The sequence below is a fragment of the Paenibacillus sp. PvR133 genome (genome assembly GCF_017833155.1).
Taxonomy (GTDB): domain Bacteria; phylum Bacillota; class Bacilli; order Paenibacillales; family Paenibacillaceae; genus Paenibacillus; species Paenibacillus polymyxa_B.
Genome location: NZ_JAFIBS010000001.1, coordinates 5029778 through 5050366, shown reverse-complemented (window position 1 = coordinate 5050366; position 20589 = coordinate 5029778). Strand labels below are relative to the sequence as shown.

Here is a 20589-nt window from a genome sequence, read left to right as displayed (position 1 = left end):
AAGGATTGCCGGGATTTCATCGTTTGGAGCGGGAGGCTCCAATGCACATGTCATCATCGAAGAGTACATTGCAGAAGAGAGGGTGCCGATAAGCGTTACGGCTCAAAAGCCTGCGATCATCGTATTGTCGGCCAAAAATGAAGAACGACTGAAAAAGCAGGCCGAGAGATTGCTAGCCGTTATGCGGGAAGGACAGCTCAGCGAAAGCAGTCTGGCCGATGTGGCATACACGCTGCAGGTGGGACGAGAAGCCATGGAAGAGCGGCTGGCAGTGATTGCAGGGTCTATGCAGGAGCTGGTGGATAAGCTGGAAGGATTCCTGGAAGGACGGGACGGAATCCCTGAGTTGTACCGGGGCCAGGTCAAACGGAATAAGGAGGCGCTGACGGCGCTGATAGAAGATGAAGACATGGAGAAAATGATTGCTGCCTGGATAGGGAAAAGGAAATATTCGAAAGTTGTTGATCTCTGGGTCAAGGGACTGGCAATGGATTGGAACATGCTTTATGGGGATGCCAAGCCGCGGCGAATCAGCCTGCCGGCCTATCCTTTTGCGAGAGAGCGGTACTGGATCACGGATATTAAAACCAAATTGGCTTCCATTGAATCTGCAGATGCTGTAAAGCCAACAGATTCGTTCATTGCCCAAAAGACACTTGCCAAAATGGCAAATGTTTCGGAAATGAATAAGGAAGACATCGATGCTTCAAATGCCAAAGCTATTCCTTCGTATATCCAAAACATCCAGAGTCATATTTCTGCCAGTGTAAAAATAAAGAAGATGCCAGATCTTTCTTACCTAGCGGCTGCATACGAGACAATGTCCTCGACTACAGTCGGCAGCAAAGCTTACTCGGAACAGGACGGAGCGACACGAGGGGCTGAACGGGAATGGAGGCTTACAGATGAAGGAAATGAATGATATCTTATGCAGGCTGTTATGGAGCCATTTGCGCTTGATGGGATTATGTCCATATGCGCAAATGGAAAAGAAAGCTATGATCGCAGATTTTAAAACAAAAACCGCCTTACTGAATTTATACGATCGTTGGCTTGAAGAAAGCATAGAGATTTTGGTACGGAATCAGTATTTGTATTGCAATGGAGAGTCATATAGCGTAACGGGTACCGCTTCGGTCGATCTGCAGGCTGTATGGAAGGAGTGGGAATGGAAGAAAGGGGCATGGCTGAAAAATCCGGATCTCTCAGCCTGGGTATTTTTGGTAGAATCAACCTTGCGCAAACTGCCGGAAATTTTAACCGGGAAAATACCAGCCACCGATATCATTTTTCCTAATTCCTCTATGAAACTTGTAGAAGGTATATATAAGAACAGTCCTGCAGCGGATTACTTTAATGAAGTGTTGGGAGATATCGTAGTTTCCTATCTGAATGAGCGGATTAAGCATAACCCGTCGGTACCGATTCGAATCATTGAAATTGGCGCAGGCACTGGAGGTACTAGCGCTTTGGTCTTCCAGAAGCTCGAACCTTATCGGAAGCATATTCAAGAATATTGCTATACCGACAAATCTAGAGCATTTTTATTACATGCACAAAAAGAGTACGGTCCGCAAAACCCTTACCTGACTTATCAGATTTTTAATGTGGAAGAGTCGGCTCAGGGACAAGATATCGATACAGGTGGATATGATATTGCGATTGCCACCAATGTATTGCATGCCACTCGGAACATTCGCCAAACGTTACGCAATGTCAAAGCGGCGCTGCGAGAAAACGGTCTGATTCTTATAAATGAAATCAGCGGTAACTCTCTGTTAAACCATCTATCCTTTGGCCTTTTAGAGGGATGGTGGCTTTATAATGATCCGGAGCTGCGCATTCCAGGCTCTCCCGGGTTATATCCCGAAAGTTGGCGAAAGGTATTGGAAATGGAGGGTTTCCGGTCCGTTTTCTTCCCTGCTCAGGAAGCGCATGATATAGGTCAACAAATTATTGTGGCGGAAAGCGATGGTCTGATTCGGAACAAACAGGAGCCTGAACACGACAAATCTCAAATGAAACAGCGTGACGAAGGAATTCGATCAGATATTGATGTAACAAGCGAGATGGCTGAAGAGTATGTCCAGGAGCTTATCGTAGGGAAGCTGGTAGAGGCTTTGAATGTGGACTTTACTATGATTGATATTCATGAGTCTTTCGCAGATTATGGCCTGGACTCCATTCTTGGCGTCAACTTTGTGCAGGCTGTCAATCAGGGGCTGGGGATTCATTTGCAAACCACCGACATCTTCGATTACAGTTCGGTAAAACAACTGACGCTATACATTTTAAGCCAATATGGAGATAAAGTTTCACAAGTCTTGGACCAGAGCGCTAATCCAATAGACAACATGGAAGATGCAAGTCGCGACATCCAAAAACTTAAAGACACGGATTATACGATTCATCCTGTTGAAACGGCAAGTATATCCTTTGAGCAGGAGAGACCCAATAAGAAGGATAAAGAGAGAGCTTTAACACCAAGGGAGCCCATTGCGATTATTGGAATGAGCGGGCGGTTTGCTGGATCAGATAATGTACATGAGCTTTGGAATCACCTTAAGAACGGTGACGATTTAGTGGAAGAGGTAACCCGGTGGGATCTTTCGAAATACCAAGAAAAACATGCAAGCTATTGCAATCACGGCAGTTTTTTGGGGGATATTGATAAGTTTGATCCGCTTTTTTTCAATATCTCGGGACTGGAAGCGACCTATATGGATCCGCAGCAGCGATTGTTTCTGGAGGAAGCGTGGCATGCTCTGGAGGATGCTGGCTATGCAGGTACAGGGATGGAGGGTCGCCGCTGTGGAGTGTATGTGGGTTGTGCCGAGGGAGATTACCAACAATTGCTGGGTGAAGACCTGCCTCCACAAGCGCTTTGGGGTCATATGGGTTCCGTGATTCCCGCTAGAATATCCTACTACTTGAATCTTCACGGACCAGCAATAGCTGTAGATACAGCTTGTTCCAGTTCGTTAGTTGCAGTTCATCTGGCTTGCCAAAGCTTATGGACCGGTGAAACAGATATGGCTTTAGCGGGTGGTGTCTATATTCATACGACCCCTCGCTGCTATTTGTATGGTGACAGGGCAGGGATGCTGTCTCGCTCGGGACGCTGCTATACCTTTGATGACAGGGCAGATGGAATGGTTCCGGGAGAGGCGCTTGGCGCGATTGTGCTCAAGCGACTTCATGAAGCTGTTGCTGATGGAGACCACATCTATGGAGTGATTTCAGGCTCGGCGATCAACCAGGACGGCACCACGAATGGACTTACTGCGCCAAGCCAGAAATCTCAGGAGCGACTCGAGCAAAATGTATATGATACATTTCATATCCACCCAGAGCAAATCCAGATGGTGGAAGCACATGGAACTGGCACCAAATTGGGAGATCCCATTGAATATCAGGCACTGACTCGAACCTTTAGAAAGTATACCGACAAGAAGGAATATTGCGCCATAGGGTCCATTAAGACGAATATTGGCCATACGCAAATTGCGGCAGGAATTACGGGAATGATCAAACTTTTATTGTCATTAAAGAATAAGCAAATTCCTCCTACACTTCATTTCCGGTCGGGCAATTCAAATATTCAGTTTGCGGATAGTCCTTTTTATGTCAATACGCATCTGCAGGACTGGGAGGTTGAGCCTGGAGCCAGACGCTGTGCTGCGGTCAGCTCCTTTGGTGCCAGCGGTACGAATGCTCATATGGTTATAGAAGAGGCTCCACAGACGGAACGGACACATTCCGAAAAGCCAGGTTATTTCATTCCACTGTCGGCACGGACTTCAAAACAATTGCGCCAGCAGGTAGAGCAACTGCTTGCCTATTGCGAACAGGAGCCTAAGGCGGATTGCGGTAATATGAGTTATACATTATTGCTTGGGAGAAAGCACTGTAATCATCGTCTTGCCTGTGTTGCCCGTAATCAAGGCGAGCTTGCCATGTCCCTTAAAAAGTGGCTGGAAAAAGGCAGTGCTTCTCAAGTTTATCATTCTGAACTGCACGAAAAAGATCAACGCATACAAACATCTTTGAAAAGATACGGGGATGAATGTATTTACAATTGTCAAAACGCAAGCGATACCCGCGAGTATTTGGAGCTTTTGACTACGATTGCAGATTTGTATGTTCAGGGATATTCGTTAGACTTTGAGTGTTTATTTTCAAATGAACAGTACTCTAGGATTCCGTTGCCAACTTATCCTTTTGCAAAAGAGCAGTATTGGGCGCCTAGGAGTGAGGACAAAATTACAGGCGGCAGAGCGGCAGAGCGTGAACCAAAATTTACGGTCGCCAGAGCTGCGGAAGCGCCTGCCGTTACGAGTAGCCGTACACTGCTATTTGAGCCTACATGGAAAAAGCAGGAGATACCGCTGGAAGCCGAAGTCCCTGCCTATGATCGGCGAATGGTCTTGCTTTGTGAGCCAGACGAAGCTTTGCACGAGCGCCTCGAAGCGAGTTTGAACGGAGCTGTGCAGGTGCTTGCCTTTCAATCCGGGAAGAGCCGGATTGATGAACGGTTCCAGGCCTATGCTATTCAGGCCTTTGAGAGCATTCAAAGCATACTCAAAGACAAGCCTGAGGGGAGGGTGCTGGTCCAAATTGTGGTGCGGAACGCCGGGGAAGGACGGCTCTTTTCGGGACTTTCGGGACTGTTGAAGACAGCCCGGCTGGAAAACCCGAAATTCATCGGGCAGCTGATCGAAGTGGATCAGGGAGAACAGGCGGAAGGCATCCTGGCGAAGCTGGAGGACAACAGCCGTAGCCCGATGAATAGCTGGATTCGCTATGAGAACGGACAACGGACAATCGCTTGCTGGAGCAGGCTTGAAACATCTGGGCAAGAAGAGGGGCTTCCATGGAGAGATGGTGGGGTCTATCTGATTACCGGCGGCTCCGGCAGTCTGGGACTGCTGGTTGCAGAAGAGATTGCCCGGCAGACGCAAGCAGCGACCTTCATTTTGACGGGGCGGTCGCCGCTGGACCGAGACAAGCAGACGAGGCTGAAGGAGCTGGAGGCTTCAGGAACCAGCGTGGTGTACAGGCAAGCGGATATCACCCATAGAAACACCGTTATCGATTTATTGGACAGCATTCAGCAGGAATATGGACGTGTCCATGGGATCATCCACTGCGCAGGGGTGATTCATGATAATTTTATCATTAAAAAAACTAGTGAAGAATTTATGGAGGTGCTGGGACCGAAGGTAAGCGGACTGGTCCATCTGGATGAGGCAAGCAGTGGCCAGAACCTGGACTTCTTTGTGCTCTTTTCTTCCATATCGGGCAGCATAGGCAATCCGGGACAGGCTGACTATTCGACCGCCAATGCCTTTATGGACGCATACGCCGAATACCGGAATGCCCTGGTAGGGGCCAAGCAACGGCGGGGACAGACGTTATCCATCCGCTGGCCGCTATGGAAAGAGGGCGGAATGCGGATCGATGCGGACACGGAACAGATCATGACGCAAAACATGGGTATTACAGCCATGCAGACCTGGTCGGGAATGAGGGCGTTGTACCAAAGCTTGGCCTCTGGCAAGAAGCAGGTGATGGTCATGGAAGGAGAACCTGAGAAAATTGAGGCCTACCTGGCAAAAGCCGTTTCACAGCCCGATGTCCATGCTATCCAGGCAGCTGCGCCTAAGCTGGATTCGAACTTGCTCTACGATAAAACCTTATATCGACTCAAGGTGCTATTGGGAGAGGTGACTCGGCTGAGCGTCAGCAGCATCGAAGCCCATGAGCCGCTGGAGAGGTATGGAATCGACTCGATCATGATTACCCAGCTCAATGCCAAGCTGGCGGGCTTCTTTGGAGAGCTGTCCCAGACGCTGTTTTATGAGTACCAGACCTTGCGCGCCTTGACGGAATATTTTGTAGCGGAATACCCGCAGGAGTGCATGCAGTGGACCGGGATGAACCATGACATACAGCCTGTGGAGGAAACACTTGCGGCACCGCTGTATGTCGAAGAAGAAGCCGTGCCATCTGCGGCAAAAACGGCAGCGAAGCCCGTCCGAAACTTGGCCGGGTCTGCCCCTGCGGAAATGCGTGAACCGATAGCGATCATTGGGATGGCTGGAAAGTATCCCTGGTCCAGGGACATGAACGAATATTGGGAAAATCTAAAAGCAGGGAAGGACTGTGTCACCGAAATCCCGCGTGAGCGCTGGACGATGGAAGGGTTCTTCCATCCTGATTCACAGGAAGCGGTAGCGAATGGAAAAAGCTACAGCAAGTGGGGGGGCTTTATCGAAGGATTTGCGGATTTCGATCCGCGCTTTTTCAATATTGCGCCACGGGAAGCACTCGGTATGGACCCGCAGGAAAGGCTGTTCATTGAAGCTTGCTGGGAAGCGTTGGAGGACGCGGGCTACACCCGGGAACAGCTTGCGGTGCGGCATAACAGCCGGGTAGGCGTATTTGCCGGAATTACCAAAACGGGCTTTGATCTATACGGACTTGATTTATGGAGAAAAGGAACACAAATATACCCTCACACATCCTTTAGTTCAGTGGCCAACAGGATTTCGTACCTCTTTAATTTGCAAGGGCCAAGCATGCCGATCGATACGATGTGTTCGTCCTCGTTGACCGCGATTCATGAAGCCTGTGAGCATCTGTACCGCGGAGAATGCGAAATGGCTATTGCAGGCGGAGTAAATCTGTATCTCCATCCGCTCAGCTATGTCGGACTTTGCGCCAACCACATGCTGTCAGCAGACGGGCAATGCAAGAGCTTCGGCAAAGGAGGCAATGGATTTGTCCCTGGAGAAGGCGCGGGGGTCGTCCTATTAAAGCCGCTGTCCAAGGCGATCGCTGATGGGGACCTCATCCATGCGGTGATCCGGGGGACAAGCATCAACCATGGAGGTAAGACCAACGGCTATACGGTGCCGAACCCGACAGCCCAAGGGGAACTGATTCGGGCGGCAATGGAGCGAGCGGGGGTACATGCGCGGACGGTCAGCTATATTGAAGCTCACGGGACAGGCACGGAGCTGGGAGACCCGATAGAAGTGACGGGTCTGACTCAGGCATTCAGGAAGGATACGCCGGATACGGGATTCTGCGCCATAGGCTCTGTGAAGTCCAACATCGGACATCTGGAGGCGGCAGCGGGCATCGCCGGGGTTGGGAAAATCATCTTGCAGATGAAAAACCAGACGCTGGTTCCCAGCCTGCATGCCCAAGAATTGAATCCGAATATCCATTTCGGTCAGACGCCGTTCGTCGTCCAGCAGGAGCTGGGGGAATGGAAGCGGCCGGTGGTTGAGATCGATGGAGAGACGCGGGAATATCCGAGGATTGCCGGGATTTCATCGTTTGGAGCGGGAGGCTCCAATGCACATGTCATCATCGAAGAGTACATTGCAGAAGAGAAGGTGCCAATGAGCGTTACGGCTCAAAAGCCTGCGATCATCGTATTGTCGGCCAAAAATGAAGAACGACTGAAAAAGCAGGCTGAGAGATTGCTAGCTGTTATGCGGGAAGGAAAGCTAAGCGAAAGCAGTCTGGCCGATGTGGCATACACGCTGCAGGTGGGACGCGAAGCCATGGAAGAGCGCCTGGCAGTGATTGCAGGGTCTATGCAGGAGCTGGTGGACAAGCTGGAAGGATTCCTGGAAGGACGGGACGGAATCCCTGAGTTGTACCGGGGCCAGGTCAAACGGAATAAGGAGGCGCTGACGGCGCTGGTAGAAGATGAAGACATGGACAAAACGATCGCTGCCTGGATAGGGAAAAGAAAATATTCGAAGGTTGTTGATCTCTGGGTCAAGGGACTGTCGATGGATTGGAACATGCTTTATGGGGATGCCAAGCCGCGACGAATCAGCCTGCCGGCCTATCCTTTTGCGAGGGAGCGGTACTGGATCACGGATATTATGAGCCCATTTGTAGAAAGAGTCTCTTCTGTAGAAAGAGCTGTTACGGAAGCTCAGGAAAAGGCAATTCCCGTCCAGACTCATGCGATGCAGCCAACAGCCCTAATACAACCCGGTTTTTTGAATAGTTCTGAAAAACCAAGCGCCATATCCTTACCGAATTTGTTGGACCGTCAGCCGCACCTAAGCAAGTCTGCCAACCAGGAGGGGACAACGATCATGTTAACTTCACTGGAGGAGACATCGCACACATTTGAGGATGAGAAGAAGACGGAAGCGCTGTCGTCTATTCCTCCTGCAATATCGGCGGAAATATTGCAGGAGGAGCTGACAACAAGCCTGGCGCAGGCTTTATATATAGATCGGAGCGATATCGATTCGGATAGAAACTTTGTTGATCTTGGATTGGATTCCATTATTGGCGTAGAGTGGGTTCGTAGCATTAATAAGCATTACAATACAGCCATAACAGCGACAAAAGTCTATGATTATCCAACCATCCGGGATTTTAGCAAATTTGTAGAGATGGAATTGTTGAGCAAATCAATTGCGCCATTTTCTGCCCAGTCTATTTCGGATCATTCTCCAGCAGAGTATTCACCGTCATCCGTTGCATTAGAGCCGGAGAAATCGGCAGAGGCTTCCATTCAGGTGAATTTGATGCCGATTTCGTTTGAAAAGCAGGCGCAGGCCAGCATGGCTGAGTGCAGCGCCTCTGCAGAGCTGTTACAGGAAGAGCTGACGGTGAGCCTGGCTGAGGCTTTGTATATGGAACGGAGCGAGATTGAGGCGGATAAAAACTTTATAGATACCGGACTAGATTCCATTATAGGCGTAGAGTGGGTTCGAAACATTAATAAACGATATGGTACATCTATAGCAGCGACCAAGGTCTACGACTATCCGACCATTCACCAATTCGCTGCATATTTGGCACAAGAAATCAATAAGCGTGGAGGAAGCTCCAATCAACAGTCCTTGAGCACAGTCCCGGACACGGACAAGCCTATTGCGAAAGTCCATTCGAAGGGACCTGACACGCTGCAATGTTCCCCAAGGCTATCGCCTAAGGAGGATTCCGAGCCATTCCACCTGGTAAAGGTAGCAGAGGATTCATCGCCTATGCCTTCGGAAAATAAAGACGTAATTGCAATTGTCGGGATTTCGGGAAGATATCCTGGTGCGGAAGATGTGCAGCAATATTGGGATAATCTCGCTCTAGGCAAAAATTCCATTATTGAGATCCCGAAGGACCGTTGGGATGTAAGCCAATATTATGATCCTCGTCCAGCGCAAGAGGGGAAAATCAATTGCAAGTGGCTGGGTGTTTTAGAGGATATGGAATATTTTGATCCGTTATTTTTCAATATTTCTCCTACCGAGGCGGAAGGGATGGATCCCCAGCAGCGCATTTTTATGCAGGAAGCATATAAGGCAATTGAGGATGCAGGCTATAGTGGCTCACAGTTGGGAAATAAAAAATGCGGGGTTTACCTTGGAATTTTAAATAATGAATATAGTATGCTGCGGTACAAGCATCAAGCGCAGTTCACCAATACTACTGGGAACAGTAACGCTATTGCAGCGGCTCGTATCTCTTATTTTCTCAATCTGAAAGGTCCGGCCATATCCGTAGATACGGCATGCTCCTCATCGCTGGTGGCAACCCATCTGGCCTGCCAGGCGTTATCTAACGGAGAGATAGAAATGGCGTTGGTTGGCGGGGTGTCGCTATATCTGACTCCTGAATCGTATGTAGGCATGTCTGCATCCGGAATGTTGTCGCCAGATGGCCGGTGTAAAACGTTTGACAATAGCGCCAACGGCTTTGTTCCAGGGGAAGGAGTAGGGGCGCTGGTTCTGAAGCGGCTGAAGGATGCTGAAGCTGATCGGGATCATATATACGGAGTTATTATTGGGTCTGGAATCAATCAAGATGGAAAAACCAACGGGATTACCGCTCCAAGCACAAACAGCCAAATTGAGCTGGAGCGGGAAATATACAACAAATATCAGATTGAGCCTGAAAGCATTAGCTATGTTGAAATGCATGGGACAGGAACCAAGCTGGGCGACCCTATTGAATTGGAAGCTTTATCAACCGCCTTTAAAGAGAAAACCGATCAGAAGAACTACTGTGCCATAGGTTCGGTAAAAAGCAATATCGGGCATACTTCTGCAGCAGCGGGCATAGCAAGCGTGCAAAAGGTGTTGCTATGCATGAAGCATAGAAAACTAGTACCGACACTGAATTTCAAGAACCCGAATGAGCATTTTGATTTTGATAATTCTCCTTTTTATGTCAATACAGAATTGAACGCCTGGGAACCTTCCCGCGGGAACAAAAGGCGCGCCGCTGTGAGCTCTTTCGGATTTAGCGGTACGAACGCCCATCTTATTATTGAAGAATATCGTCCCGGGACTGGAACATCTGCGACATCACCAGCAGCCGCCGATATCCATAATCCCGTTCTCTTCGTTTTGTCTGCTAAAGGTGAAAAGCAACTAAAAACGTATGCCGAAAGAATGAGGAGCTTTATTGCATCCCGGGAAAATCTTAACCTCTCGGATATGGGGTATACGCTACAAGTGAGCCGCGAGCCGATGGATTACCGGCTGGCTTTTGTGGCAGATTCAAAAGAGGCATTGCTAAAAGCGCTCGAAGGATTTGCGAATCATGATCTGGTTTCTGGCGTCCTAACGGCGCAGGTGAAAAAGAGCAAAGACGGGATTGTGATGTTTGAGGCGGATGAAGATGCCAAATCGTTGCTTGAAACCTGGATCAAGAAGAGAAAACTGAAAAAAATAGCGGAGTTGTGGGTAAAGGGGCTAACTATTGACTGGAACAAGCTGTATGGGGACATCAAACCTTACCGGATTAGTCTACCGACCTATCCTTTTGCGAGAGAACGCTGCTGGGCGCCTGAGCTTGACAGCAAGGCAGGCAAAGGCATGACTTCTGTCACTGCGCTCCATCCTTTACTGCATCTAAACACCTCCGATTTCTCGGAGCAGCGGTTCAGTTCGACTTTTACAGGCCAGGAGTTTTTCCTGAAGGATCATGTGGTGAATGGACGCAAGGTTCTATCCGGGGCTGCTTGTCTTGAAATGGTCCGGGCGGCCGTGGATCAGGCAACAGGATCTGATGAGGGCGGGCCAACCGGAATCTGCCTTAAAAACGTGGTTTGGGCACGACCTATTATCGTAGAGGATGGGCCACTACAGCTACACATCGGACTTTTCCTGGATGATCATCAAGAGATTTCCTATGAAATATATGGGGAGAGCGAAGAAGCTGATGCAGGGATTGTGATATATAGCTACGGCAGTGCCACACGAAGATCGGCTGTGGAGATCCCAACACTGAATATTAAAGACTTGCAGAATGTATGCAGTCGGAATTTCGACCCCACACAATTGTATGGAGTTTTCAGGGATATGGGAATGGATTATGGCCCTGGACATCAAGGAATTGAGATGGTGTATGCGGGAGAGGGTCAAGTGCTGGCTAAGTTATGCTTGCCGTCTTCAGTTTCTGACAACCAAAGCCAATTTGTCCTGCATCCAAGTATGATAGATTCGGCATTGCAGGCAACCGTAGGCTTGACGCTGGGGTCTGGCGTGATCAAACCTTCTCTGCCTTACGCCATTCAAGAAGTTGAAATTATAAAAAATTGCAGCTCCATCATGTGGGCGTTGATTCGCTACAATGCAGACGGTCTAGCTGAGGAAAAGGCACAGAAGCTGGATATTGACCTGAGCGACGAAACCGGAGCCATCTGTGTCAGGATAAAAGGATATTCATCAAGAATTTTGAATAGGGACTCGATTTCCTCGGATGTTCAGTCTAATTCCAGTAACTTGATGCTTGAACCCGTATGGAAAGAGCAAGGGATTGCTCTAGGGGCTGAAATGCCTGTATATGATCGCCATGTCGTGTTACTCTGCCAGCCGTCCGAGATTTCCCGTGAACAAGTTGAAGCTCGGATGGACGACGTGCAATGCATTGTACTGCAACCCGACCGAAACGGAATCGCGGAACAGTTCCAGCATTACGCCGTCCAGGTGGTTGAAGAGATTCAAAGCATTTTCAGGGAAAAACCCAATGGCAAGGTGCTGATCCAGATTGCCATAAGCGGACAGGAGGAGCAGCAGCTTTTCTCGGGACTTTCCGGTCTTTTAAAAACGGCCCGGCTTGAGCATTCAAAACTGGTAGGTCAGTTAATAGAACTGGGACAGGATGAGGACTGGGGAGCAATCATAGACATTTTAAAAGAAAACAGCCGTAGCCTCGAGGATATCCAGATTCGGTACGAGAAAGGCACACGGTGGGTTTCCTGCTGGAACGAAGTTCACATCTCTCAGGAAGCGGCGGGTAACCCGTGGAAGGATGGCAGAGTGTACCTGATTACTGGCGGTGCCGGTGGATTGGGACTCATTTTTGCCAAAGAGATTACGGATAAAGTCCATAAAGCTGTCTTGATTTTAACGGGGCGTTCCGCGCTGGATGAGGGCAAACGGGCTGAGATAGAGAAAATGGAGGCACTAGGGGCGCGAATAATATACAGACAGGTCGATGTGACTCAGGAGCAGGCGGTGACCGATTTAATCCAGGAAATTCAGGAGGAATTTGGAAACATCAATGGCATCATTCACAGTGCAGGAGTCATTCGTGACAACCGCATACTCCAAAAAAATAGCGAGGAAATGCTGGAGGTTCTCGCTCCCAAAGTAATAGGGACAGTGAATCTGGATCAGGCAAGCAAGAACCTGCCACTTGACTTCTTTGTTCTATTTTCATCTGTAGCCGGAGGATTAGGTAATCAGGGACAGGCAGACTATTCTGCAGCTAATGCATTTATGGATGCTTATGCCAGATACCGGAACACTCTGATAGCATCTAAGCACCGCCAGGGTCAAACGCTATCCATCAATTGGCCGCTATGGAAAGAGGGTGGGATGCGTATTGATGAGGAAACGGAGAAGCTGGTAAGGCAGCGTACAGGCATGAGCGGCATGTCAACCTCTTCCGGCGTTCAGGCCTTGTATCGTGGCATGATCGCGGGCGGTGATCAGGTTATGGTGATGGAAGGCAATCTCGCAAAAATGAAGAAAAGCATGGGTTTAATCACGACTCCAGAGATTAGGCAGCCTGAAAAGGTGACAGGAATTTCAGAAGCTTCCCCTAAAAGCAATGCCGTACCGGATCTGCTGGACAAGGTACAGGCCGCTATGATACAGGCCGTGTCAAAATTGCTGAAAGTCAAACTTGAAGATATTGATGAACATGTAGAACTGAGTGAGTATGGCTTCGATTCCATCCTGCTCACACAATTTACCAACAACATCAATCACTTATACCGACTTGAGCTGACGCCGGACATATTTTTTGAATACACAACGATTCATGACTTCACCAGGTATTTGGTGGACGAATATGATGCCGTGCTTGGCGAGCAGTTTGCCGTGCATGCCCGGATTGAGCCTGCTGTCCAGGCCGTGGAGGATGATAGGGAAGACAGTACCCACGTTAGACGGCAGCGTTTCCGGTTTGCAGGCGGGAATGTGTTGTCCATGCCGCAACAGACTCAGGCTGTTCCTGAACCTATTGCCATCGTGGGAATGAGCGGTGTATTTCCCATGGCTCGGGATGTGGATGAGTTTTGGAAAAATCTTGAGGAAGGCAGGGACTGTATCACTGAAATCCCTGAAGATCGCTGGGATTGGAAGACGTATTACGGTGACCCTGAGCAGGAGGCCAATAAAACAAACATCAAGTGGGGCGGGTTTATTGAGGGGATCTATGAGTTTGACCCGTTATTCTTTGGAATTTCACCACGGGAAGCGGCACTCATGGACCCGCAGCAGCGTCTGTTGATGACCTATATCTGGAAGGCGATTGAAGATGCAGGCATTCAGGCAGGGAGTCTGTCGGGAACCCGCACAGGAATCTTTGTAGGTACCGCGAACAGCGGCTACAGCGGTATGATCTATCAGGGAAATGTGGGTGTCGAGGCGTATTCCTCCAGCGGTATGGCACCGTCTGTTGGGCCCAATCGAATGAGCTATTTCCTTAATATTCATGGTCCGAGTGAGCCTATTGAAACGGCTTGCTCCAGTTCGCTGGTGGCCATTCACCGAGCCGTTAGAGCCATAGAGGATGGAAGCTGCGAGATGGCGATTGCAGGCGGTGTCAATGTGATTATCACGCCTGAACTCCATATCAGCTTCAACAAAGCAGGAATGCTGTGTGAGGACGGTCGGTGCAAAACCTTCTCCGATAAGGCCAATGGCTACGTGCGTGGTGAAGGGGCCGGCATGCTTTTCCTGAAAAAGCTGAAGGATGCAGAGAAGGACGGAGACCATATTTATGGTGTAATTCGGGGTACTGCCGTCAATCACGGAGGCCGGGCCAATTCCCTGACAGCTCCTAATCCGAGGGCTCAGGCGGATGTGTTGGTAAATGCATATACAAAGGCCGGAATCGATCCAAGGACTGTCTCTTACATTGAGGCCCACGGGACAGGCACCGAGCTGGGCGATCCGATTGAAATTAACGGACTGAAAGCAGCTTTCAAAGAGCTTTATGAGAATACAGAGGGACCCGGGATCACAGAATCCCATTGCGGATTGGGCTCGGTGAAGACCAATATCGGACATCTGGAACTGGCTTCTGGAATCGCGGGTGTCATAAAAGTACTGCTTCAGTTAAAGCATAAAAAGCTGGTCAAAAGCCTTCATTGCGAGGCAATTAATCCCTATATAAAACTTGAAGGTAGTCCGTTCTATATCGTTCAGGAGGCGCGGGAGTGGAAGCCACAGCGGAATACTCAAGGGAAAAATATTCCTCGAAGAGCGGGTGTTAGCTCCTTTGGATTCGGGGGTGCCAATGCCCATTTGATAATCGAAGAATACATTCCTGGAAAGCAGGCGCAGAATTCTATTACCCTTACCACCCCAAAATCGGCTATTGTGGTGCTGTCAGCCAAGAGTGAAGGACAACTGCTAGAGCAGGCGCAGCTATTACTAGCTGCAATCGGGGAGCATCCGTTCACAGACAGCAGTCTGGTAGATATAGCGTATACCCTTCAGGTGGGGCGCGAAGCAATGGAAGAACGTTTGGCTTTCGTTGTAGGCTCTCTCCGGGAGCTTGAAGAGAAATTGAAAGGATTTGTGGAAGGCCGGGATGGTATCCACGGCTTACACGTGGGACACGCCAAACGCCATAAAGAAGAAAATAGAGCTCGTGAAGACGGAGAGGGTGCGGGCACGACGATTGATGTTTTGGTTAGCGAAGGCAGCTATGGCAAAATCGCAGACCTTTGGGTAAAAGGAGTCGCAATTGACTGGGCCCTGTTGTACGGAGAGGCTAAACCAAACCGTATCAGTCTGCCAACCTATCCCTTTGCCAAAGAACGATATTGTATAACCGATATCAATAAACGGACGGGAGCAAGCGGTGTTGTGTTGGAACGGGAGACAGCAGTCGGCATTCATCCCTTACTTCAGCGTAATACGTCCGATATTTATGGACTGCAGTTCAGCTCCATTTTTACGGGGAAGGAATTTTTCCTGTCTGACCATGTGATAAGGGGGCAGAAGCTCTTGCCTGGAGTGGCCTACCTTGAAATGGCGCGGGCGGCAGTAGAGCAGGTTGCAGGATCTCCAGAAGATAAGTGGACGTCCATCCGGTTAAAAGATGTGGATTGGATCCGTCCAGTTGTGGTTGGGGAGGAGTCGGTTGATGTCAGTATTGGGCTCTATCCGCAAGATGGCGGGGAGATCGCCTATGAAATTTACAGCAAGTCTGGAGCAACGGACACCGAGCTGGTGGTGCATAGTGAAGGCAGGGCAGTAATTGTTCCGGTGGCAGAGGTCCCTGCTATAGATATTAAAACCTTGCTGGAGCAGTGCAGTCTGGGCTCCGTTTCATCCCGTCAGTGCTATGAGGCGTTTGCGGCGATGCAGATTTCCTATGGGCCGGGACATCAGGGAATTGAGAAAATATATATCGGAGTGGGTCAAGCGCTTGCCAAGTTGTCCTTGCCTTCTTCCGTTTACCATACGATGGAACATTATGTGATGCACCCCAGTTTGATGGACTCCGCTCTTCAGGCGACGATAGGCTTGATTATGAGTGCAGGTGATCGCAAAGCTTCCATTAAGCCAGCTTTACCATTTGCATTGGAAGAGTTAGAGGTATTTAACAGATGCACATCAGAGATGTGGGCCTGGATTCGTAATAGTGAAGACAGCAGGCAGGATGGCCCGCTGCAAAAGTTAGATATCGATTTGTGTGACGAGCAGGGGAATGTTTGTGTGAGGATGAAGGGATTTTTATCACGAGTTGCTGAAGGAGGAACAGGGGCACCAGAGGAATGGACTGCACCTGAGACTTTGATGCTTGAGCCTGTATGGGAAGAACAAGCGATTGCTCTGGAAGGAACAGCACCTGACTATCAACAGCATCTGGTAATTCTATGTGAACCGGGATATATTTCCGGGGAAATTATTGAATCGCAAATGAACGGGGTGCAGTGCCTCATTCTCCAATCCGAAGAGAAGAGCATTGATGCACGGTTTAGGACTTATGCGACACAGGTGTTTGAGGCAATTCAACATATTCTTAAAACGGAATCCAAAGGCAAAACATTGGTTCAGCTTGTCGTTCCGGTGCAGGATCACCAACAGGTATTCTCGGGACTTTCCGGACTCTTAAAAACAGCATGGCTGGAGAATCCAGTACTGGTTGGCCAGCTGATAGAAATGGATGTGGAGCAGGATCCAGCAGGTCTGATAAATATCTTGCAAGAAAACAGTCGCAGCTATATAGAACCACATATCCGCTATCAATCGGGTAGACGACATGTTGCTGTATGGACGGAAATTAAAGATTCTCTGGAAGCGATCAGCATTCCGTGGAAGGACAGGGGAGTATATTTGATTACCGGTGGAACCGGAAGTCTTGGTTTAATTTTTGCCGAAGAAATTACACGACAGGCCAGGGATACTACTCTAATTCTTGTTGGACGCTCCCCGCTTCGTGGTGACACCAAAGCAAGGATTGAGGAGATAGAGGCTTTAGGTGCAAGAGTAGTATTCCGACAAGCCGATGTCGCCGATAAAAGGGCCGTTGAAGTTTTGATTCGGGATATTCAGGAAGAGTTTGGGAAGCTGGACGGAATTGTGCACAGCGCAGGAATGGTTAGCGATAATTTCATTATTAAAAAAACACGGGAGGAATTGCAAAACGTTTTGACACCAAAGGTTACGGGATTGGTGAATCTGGATCAGGCTTGCAAGGAAATCCCGCTGGACTTCTTCATCCTTTTTTCATCCGTTGCAGGGAGCCTCGGGAATATAGGGCAGGCTGACTATGCTGCTGCCAATGCCTTTATGGACGCCTATGCCAAGTACCGTAATACGCTGGTAGAGCGAGAACAACGCCAGGGGCGGACGATTTCAGTCAATTGGCCACTCTGGAAAGAAGGCGGAATGCGTATTGATGGGGAAACAGAAAAGATCATGGAAGGGATGGGGATGTTTGCAATGGAGACTGGTGCAGGAATTCGGGCTTTGTATCAGAGCCTGGCTTCCGAAAAGAATCAAGTCATGGTGTTGGAAGGGCATGCCAGTCAGCTAAGAGAAATGCTCCTGCAGCAACCGTCCCTGAATCAGGCTGGAGATGCCTCCTCTATGATAAGGGAAAGCGAGATGGGTTCGGTCATCGGACAAGACCTGCTTGCCGAAAAAGCGGCAAATTATTTAAAGCAATTGCTCGCTACATCCATCAGGCTGCCGGCAAGGCAGATTGAAACCGATGCCCCTATGGAGAAGTACGGCATTGATTCCATTATGATTAAACAGCTAACCCGTGAGTTGGAGAAAACGTTTGGAACACTGCCCAAAACTTTATTTTTTGAATACCAGAATATCCGGGAATTGACCCAATATTTCCTTAAAGTCCACCAGAAGCAGCTGATTAAATTGCTTGGAATCGAGACAGAGGTCAACCCTGCGAAAGAATTCAAGCCTTCTACGATGGAAAACGACCCGGGAAGGTCACTTTCTGATAGTCGGAAGCAATCGCGTTTCATGCCAGTTCAGGCAAGTTTCCAACCGCAACCGAAAAGAGCAGGCGAATCAGAGGAAATTGCCATTATCGGTTTGTCGGGCATGTATCCCGATGCAGAAAACATACGGGAATTCTGGAACAATCTGCGCGATGGGAAGGATTGCATTACGGAAATTCCCAAAGATCGCTGGGATCACAGCATGCACTTTGACGAGGACAGGAACCAGTCCGGAAAAGCTTACAGCAAGTGGGGAGGCTTTATCAAAGGTGTGGATCAGTTTGACCCCATGTTTTTCAATATCTCTCCTAGAGAAGCACAGATAATCGATCCTCAGGAGCGTCTATTCCTGAAATGCGTCTATGAAACGATAGAGGATGCAGGCTATACCCGGGAAGCGCTTGGACTAGAGCGGGGCCTTGGGCAGGATAGGAATGTGGGTGTTTTTGTCGGGGTCATGTATGAAGAATACCAGCTTTATGGGGCACAGGAACAAGCTAGGGGCAGAATGATTGCCGTTCCTGGCAATCCGGCTTCCATCGCAAATCGGGTATCTTATTTCTGCAACTTCCACGGTCCGAGCATGGCTGTGGACACCATGTGTTCTTCTTCATTGACGACCATTCATCTGGCCTGCCAAAGCTTGCAACAAGGCGAGTGTGAGCTTGCCATTGCTGGCGGCGTCAATGTATCCATTCATCCGAACAAATACCTGATGCTTGGGCAAGGCAGGTTTGTATCGAGTAAAGGACGGTGCGAAAGCTTTGGACAAGGCGGAGATGGATATGTGCCGGGAGAAGGCGTAGGAGCCGTACTGCTCAAACCACTGTCCAAAGCTATTGCAGATGGCGACCATATATATGGGGTCGTAAAGGGGACCTCGGTGAATCATGGAGGGAAGACAAACGGATTCTCAGTTCCTAATCCCAATGCGCAGGCCAGTGTAATTGGAAGGGCCTTTAAGAAAGCAGGAATTAACCCCAGAACCATTAGTTACATCGAAGCGCATGGCACCGGGACATCCTTAGGTGACCCCATTGAAATCGCCGGATTGCAAAAAGTTTTCCAGGAATATACGGAGGATAAGCAATTTTGCGCAATCGGATCGGCAAAATCAAATATTGGGCATTGTGAGAGCGCGGCAGGGATCGCCGGAGTTACAAAGGTGCTCCTTCAGCTCAAATACGGACAAATCGTGCCTTCATTGCATTCAAAAACACTAAACCCGAATATCGATTTTAGCGATAGTCCTTTTATAGTTCAGCAGGAGCTGGGAGAGTGGAAAAGACCCGTCGTCACAATGAATGGGAAGACAGTTGAATACCCAAGAATCGCAGGTATTTCCTCCTTTGGCGCCGGAGGCTCCAACGCACATGTGCTCATTGAGGAATATATCCCTGAGGAGCAGGAGACTAGACAAGTTACCATTCCACTGCAAAATCCGGCAATGATCGTGCTGTCGGCGAGGAATAAAGATCGACTGGATGAACAGGTGCAAAGACTGCTTGCTGAACTCAAAGAGCCGGAATACTCGCAAACCAGCCTGGAGGATATAGCATTTACTCTGCAGGTGGGACGGGAAGCCATGGAAGAACGGTTAGCAGTCATAGTTAAGTCTACCCGTGAGCTTACAGAAAAGCTGGAGAGTTTTTTAGCGGGGAATGAGGATATTGACGGGCTGTATTTGGGTCAGGCAAAGAAGAATAAAGACATCCTAGCTGTTCTTGAGGCAGACGAAGACATGGCAAAAATGGTGGATAGTTGGATAAGCAAGGGGAAGTATACAAAGCTGGCGGAGCTTTGGGTGAAGGGGCTACTCTTCGATTGGACTAGACTTTATGAGAATACCAGCCCTCGTCGGATTAGTCTGCCAACTTATCCATTTGCCAAGAAGAGCTATTGGATCTTCGCGCGTGGGGGCGAATCCCGGGACGTCGAGGCGGAAACTCCTGTAGTCGATGTGTCGGTACAAGAGTTCGTTTCCAGCCCTCCTGCAGTTAACCATAGCAACGATAATGTGCAGAGACAGACTTTGGCGAAAGTACCTGAAAAACCGCAGGGCATTTTGCTAAGCTCCGTTTCCAACATCCAGATGGTAGCAGATAAGCCAGAAAAGTCAGCTGTGCTGGCAGAATCCAAGCCTGCCCCGCCGCAACCTGAGGCCAAGCCTTCTTCGCCGCCGCCCGTTGTTGCCAGGGATGAGGCAAAGCAGTCGACATATGCGCCAACGGCTGTACGGATAGAAACATTGGAGAAGGAACTGGTAGAAAGTCTTGCGAAATCCTTGAGTATGAATGAAAAGGATATTGGCCGGGACGATCAATTTATTGATATGGGACTGGACTCCATTATAGGCGTAGAGTGGGTACAGGCTGTGAATAAACGTTTTGGAACAGCTATTCCAGCAACCAGAGTGTACGACTATCCTAACATTAAAGAATTTTCCAAATTTTTGGCAAAGGAATTGAACAAGTCGGCGGGAGATACAAACCAGGCTCCTACAGAGCCGAAGCCTAAGCAGCCCATGCAAGCCTTGTTACAGAAAGTACTGCAAGGTGAGTTGGATTTTGAACAGGCCGACCAGTTATTCAACCAATTACACTCGTAGA

General features: G+C 49.1%; 2 protein-coding genes (1 of these 2 running past the window's edge). Both read left to right on the top strand.

Annotated features, from left to right (window positions below):
• Positions 1 to 922: the 3' portion of a hybrid non-ribosomal peptide synthetase/type I polyketide synthase gene (locus JOE49_RS22000; protein ID WP_209942839.1), read on the top strand. The gene continues 10217 nt to the left of window position 1, outside the view; 922 of the gene's 11139 nt are visible here — the last part of the coding sequence; its start codon lies beyond the left edge, outside the window; it ends in the stop codon at positions 920 to 922.
• The gene (locus JOE49_RS21995) at positions 906 to 20588 is read left to right on the top strand and encodes an SDR family NAD(P)-dependent oxidoreductase (RefSeq protein ID WP_209942837.1); all 19683 of its coding nucleotides are present in this window, start codon (positions 906 to 908) and stop codon (positions 20586 to 20588) included. The genes JOE49_RS22000 and JOE49_RS21995 overlap by 17 nt, the downstream gene beginning before the upstream one ends.
• Position 20589: the final 1 nt, after the last annotated feature.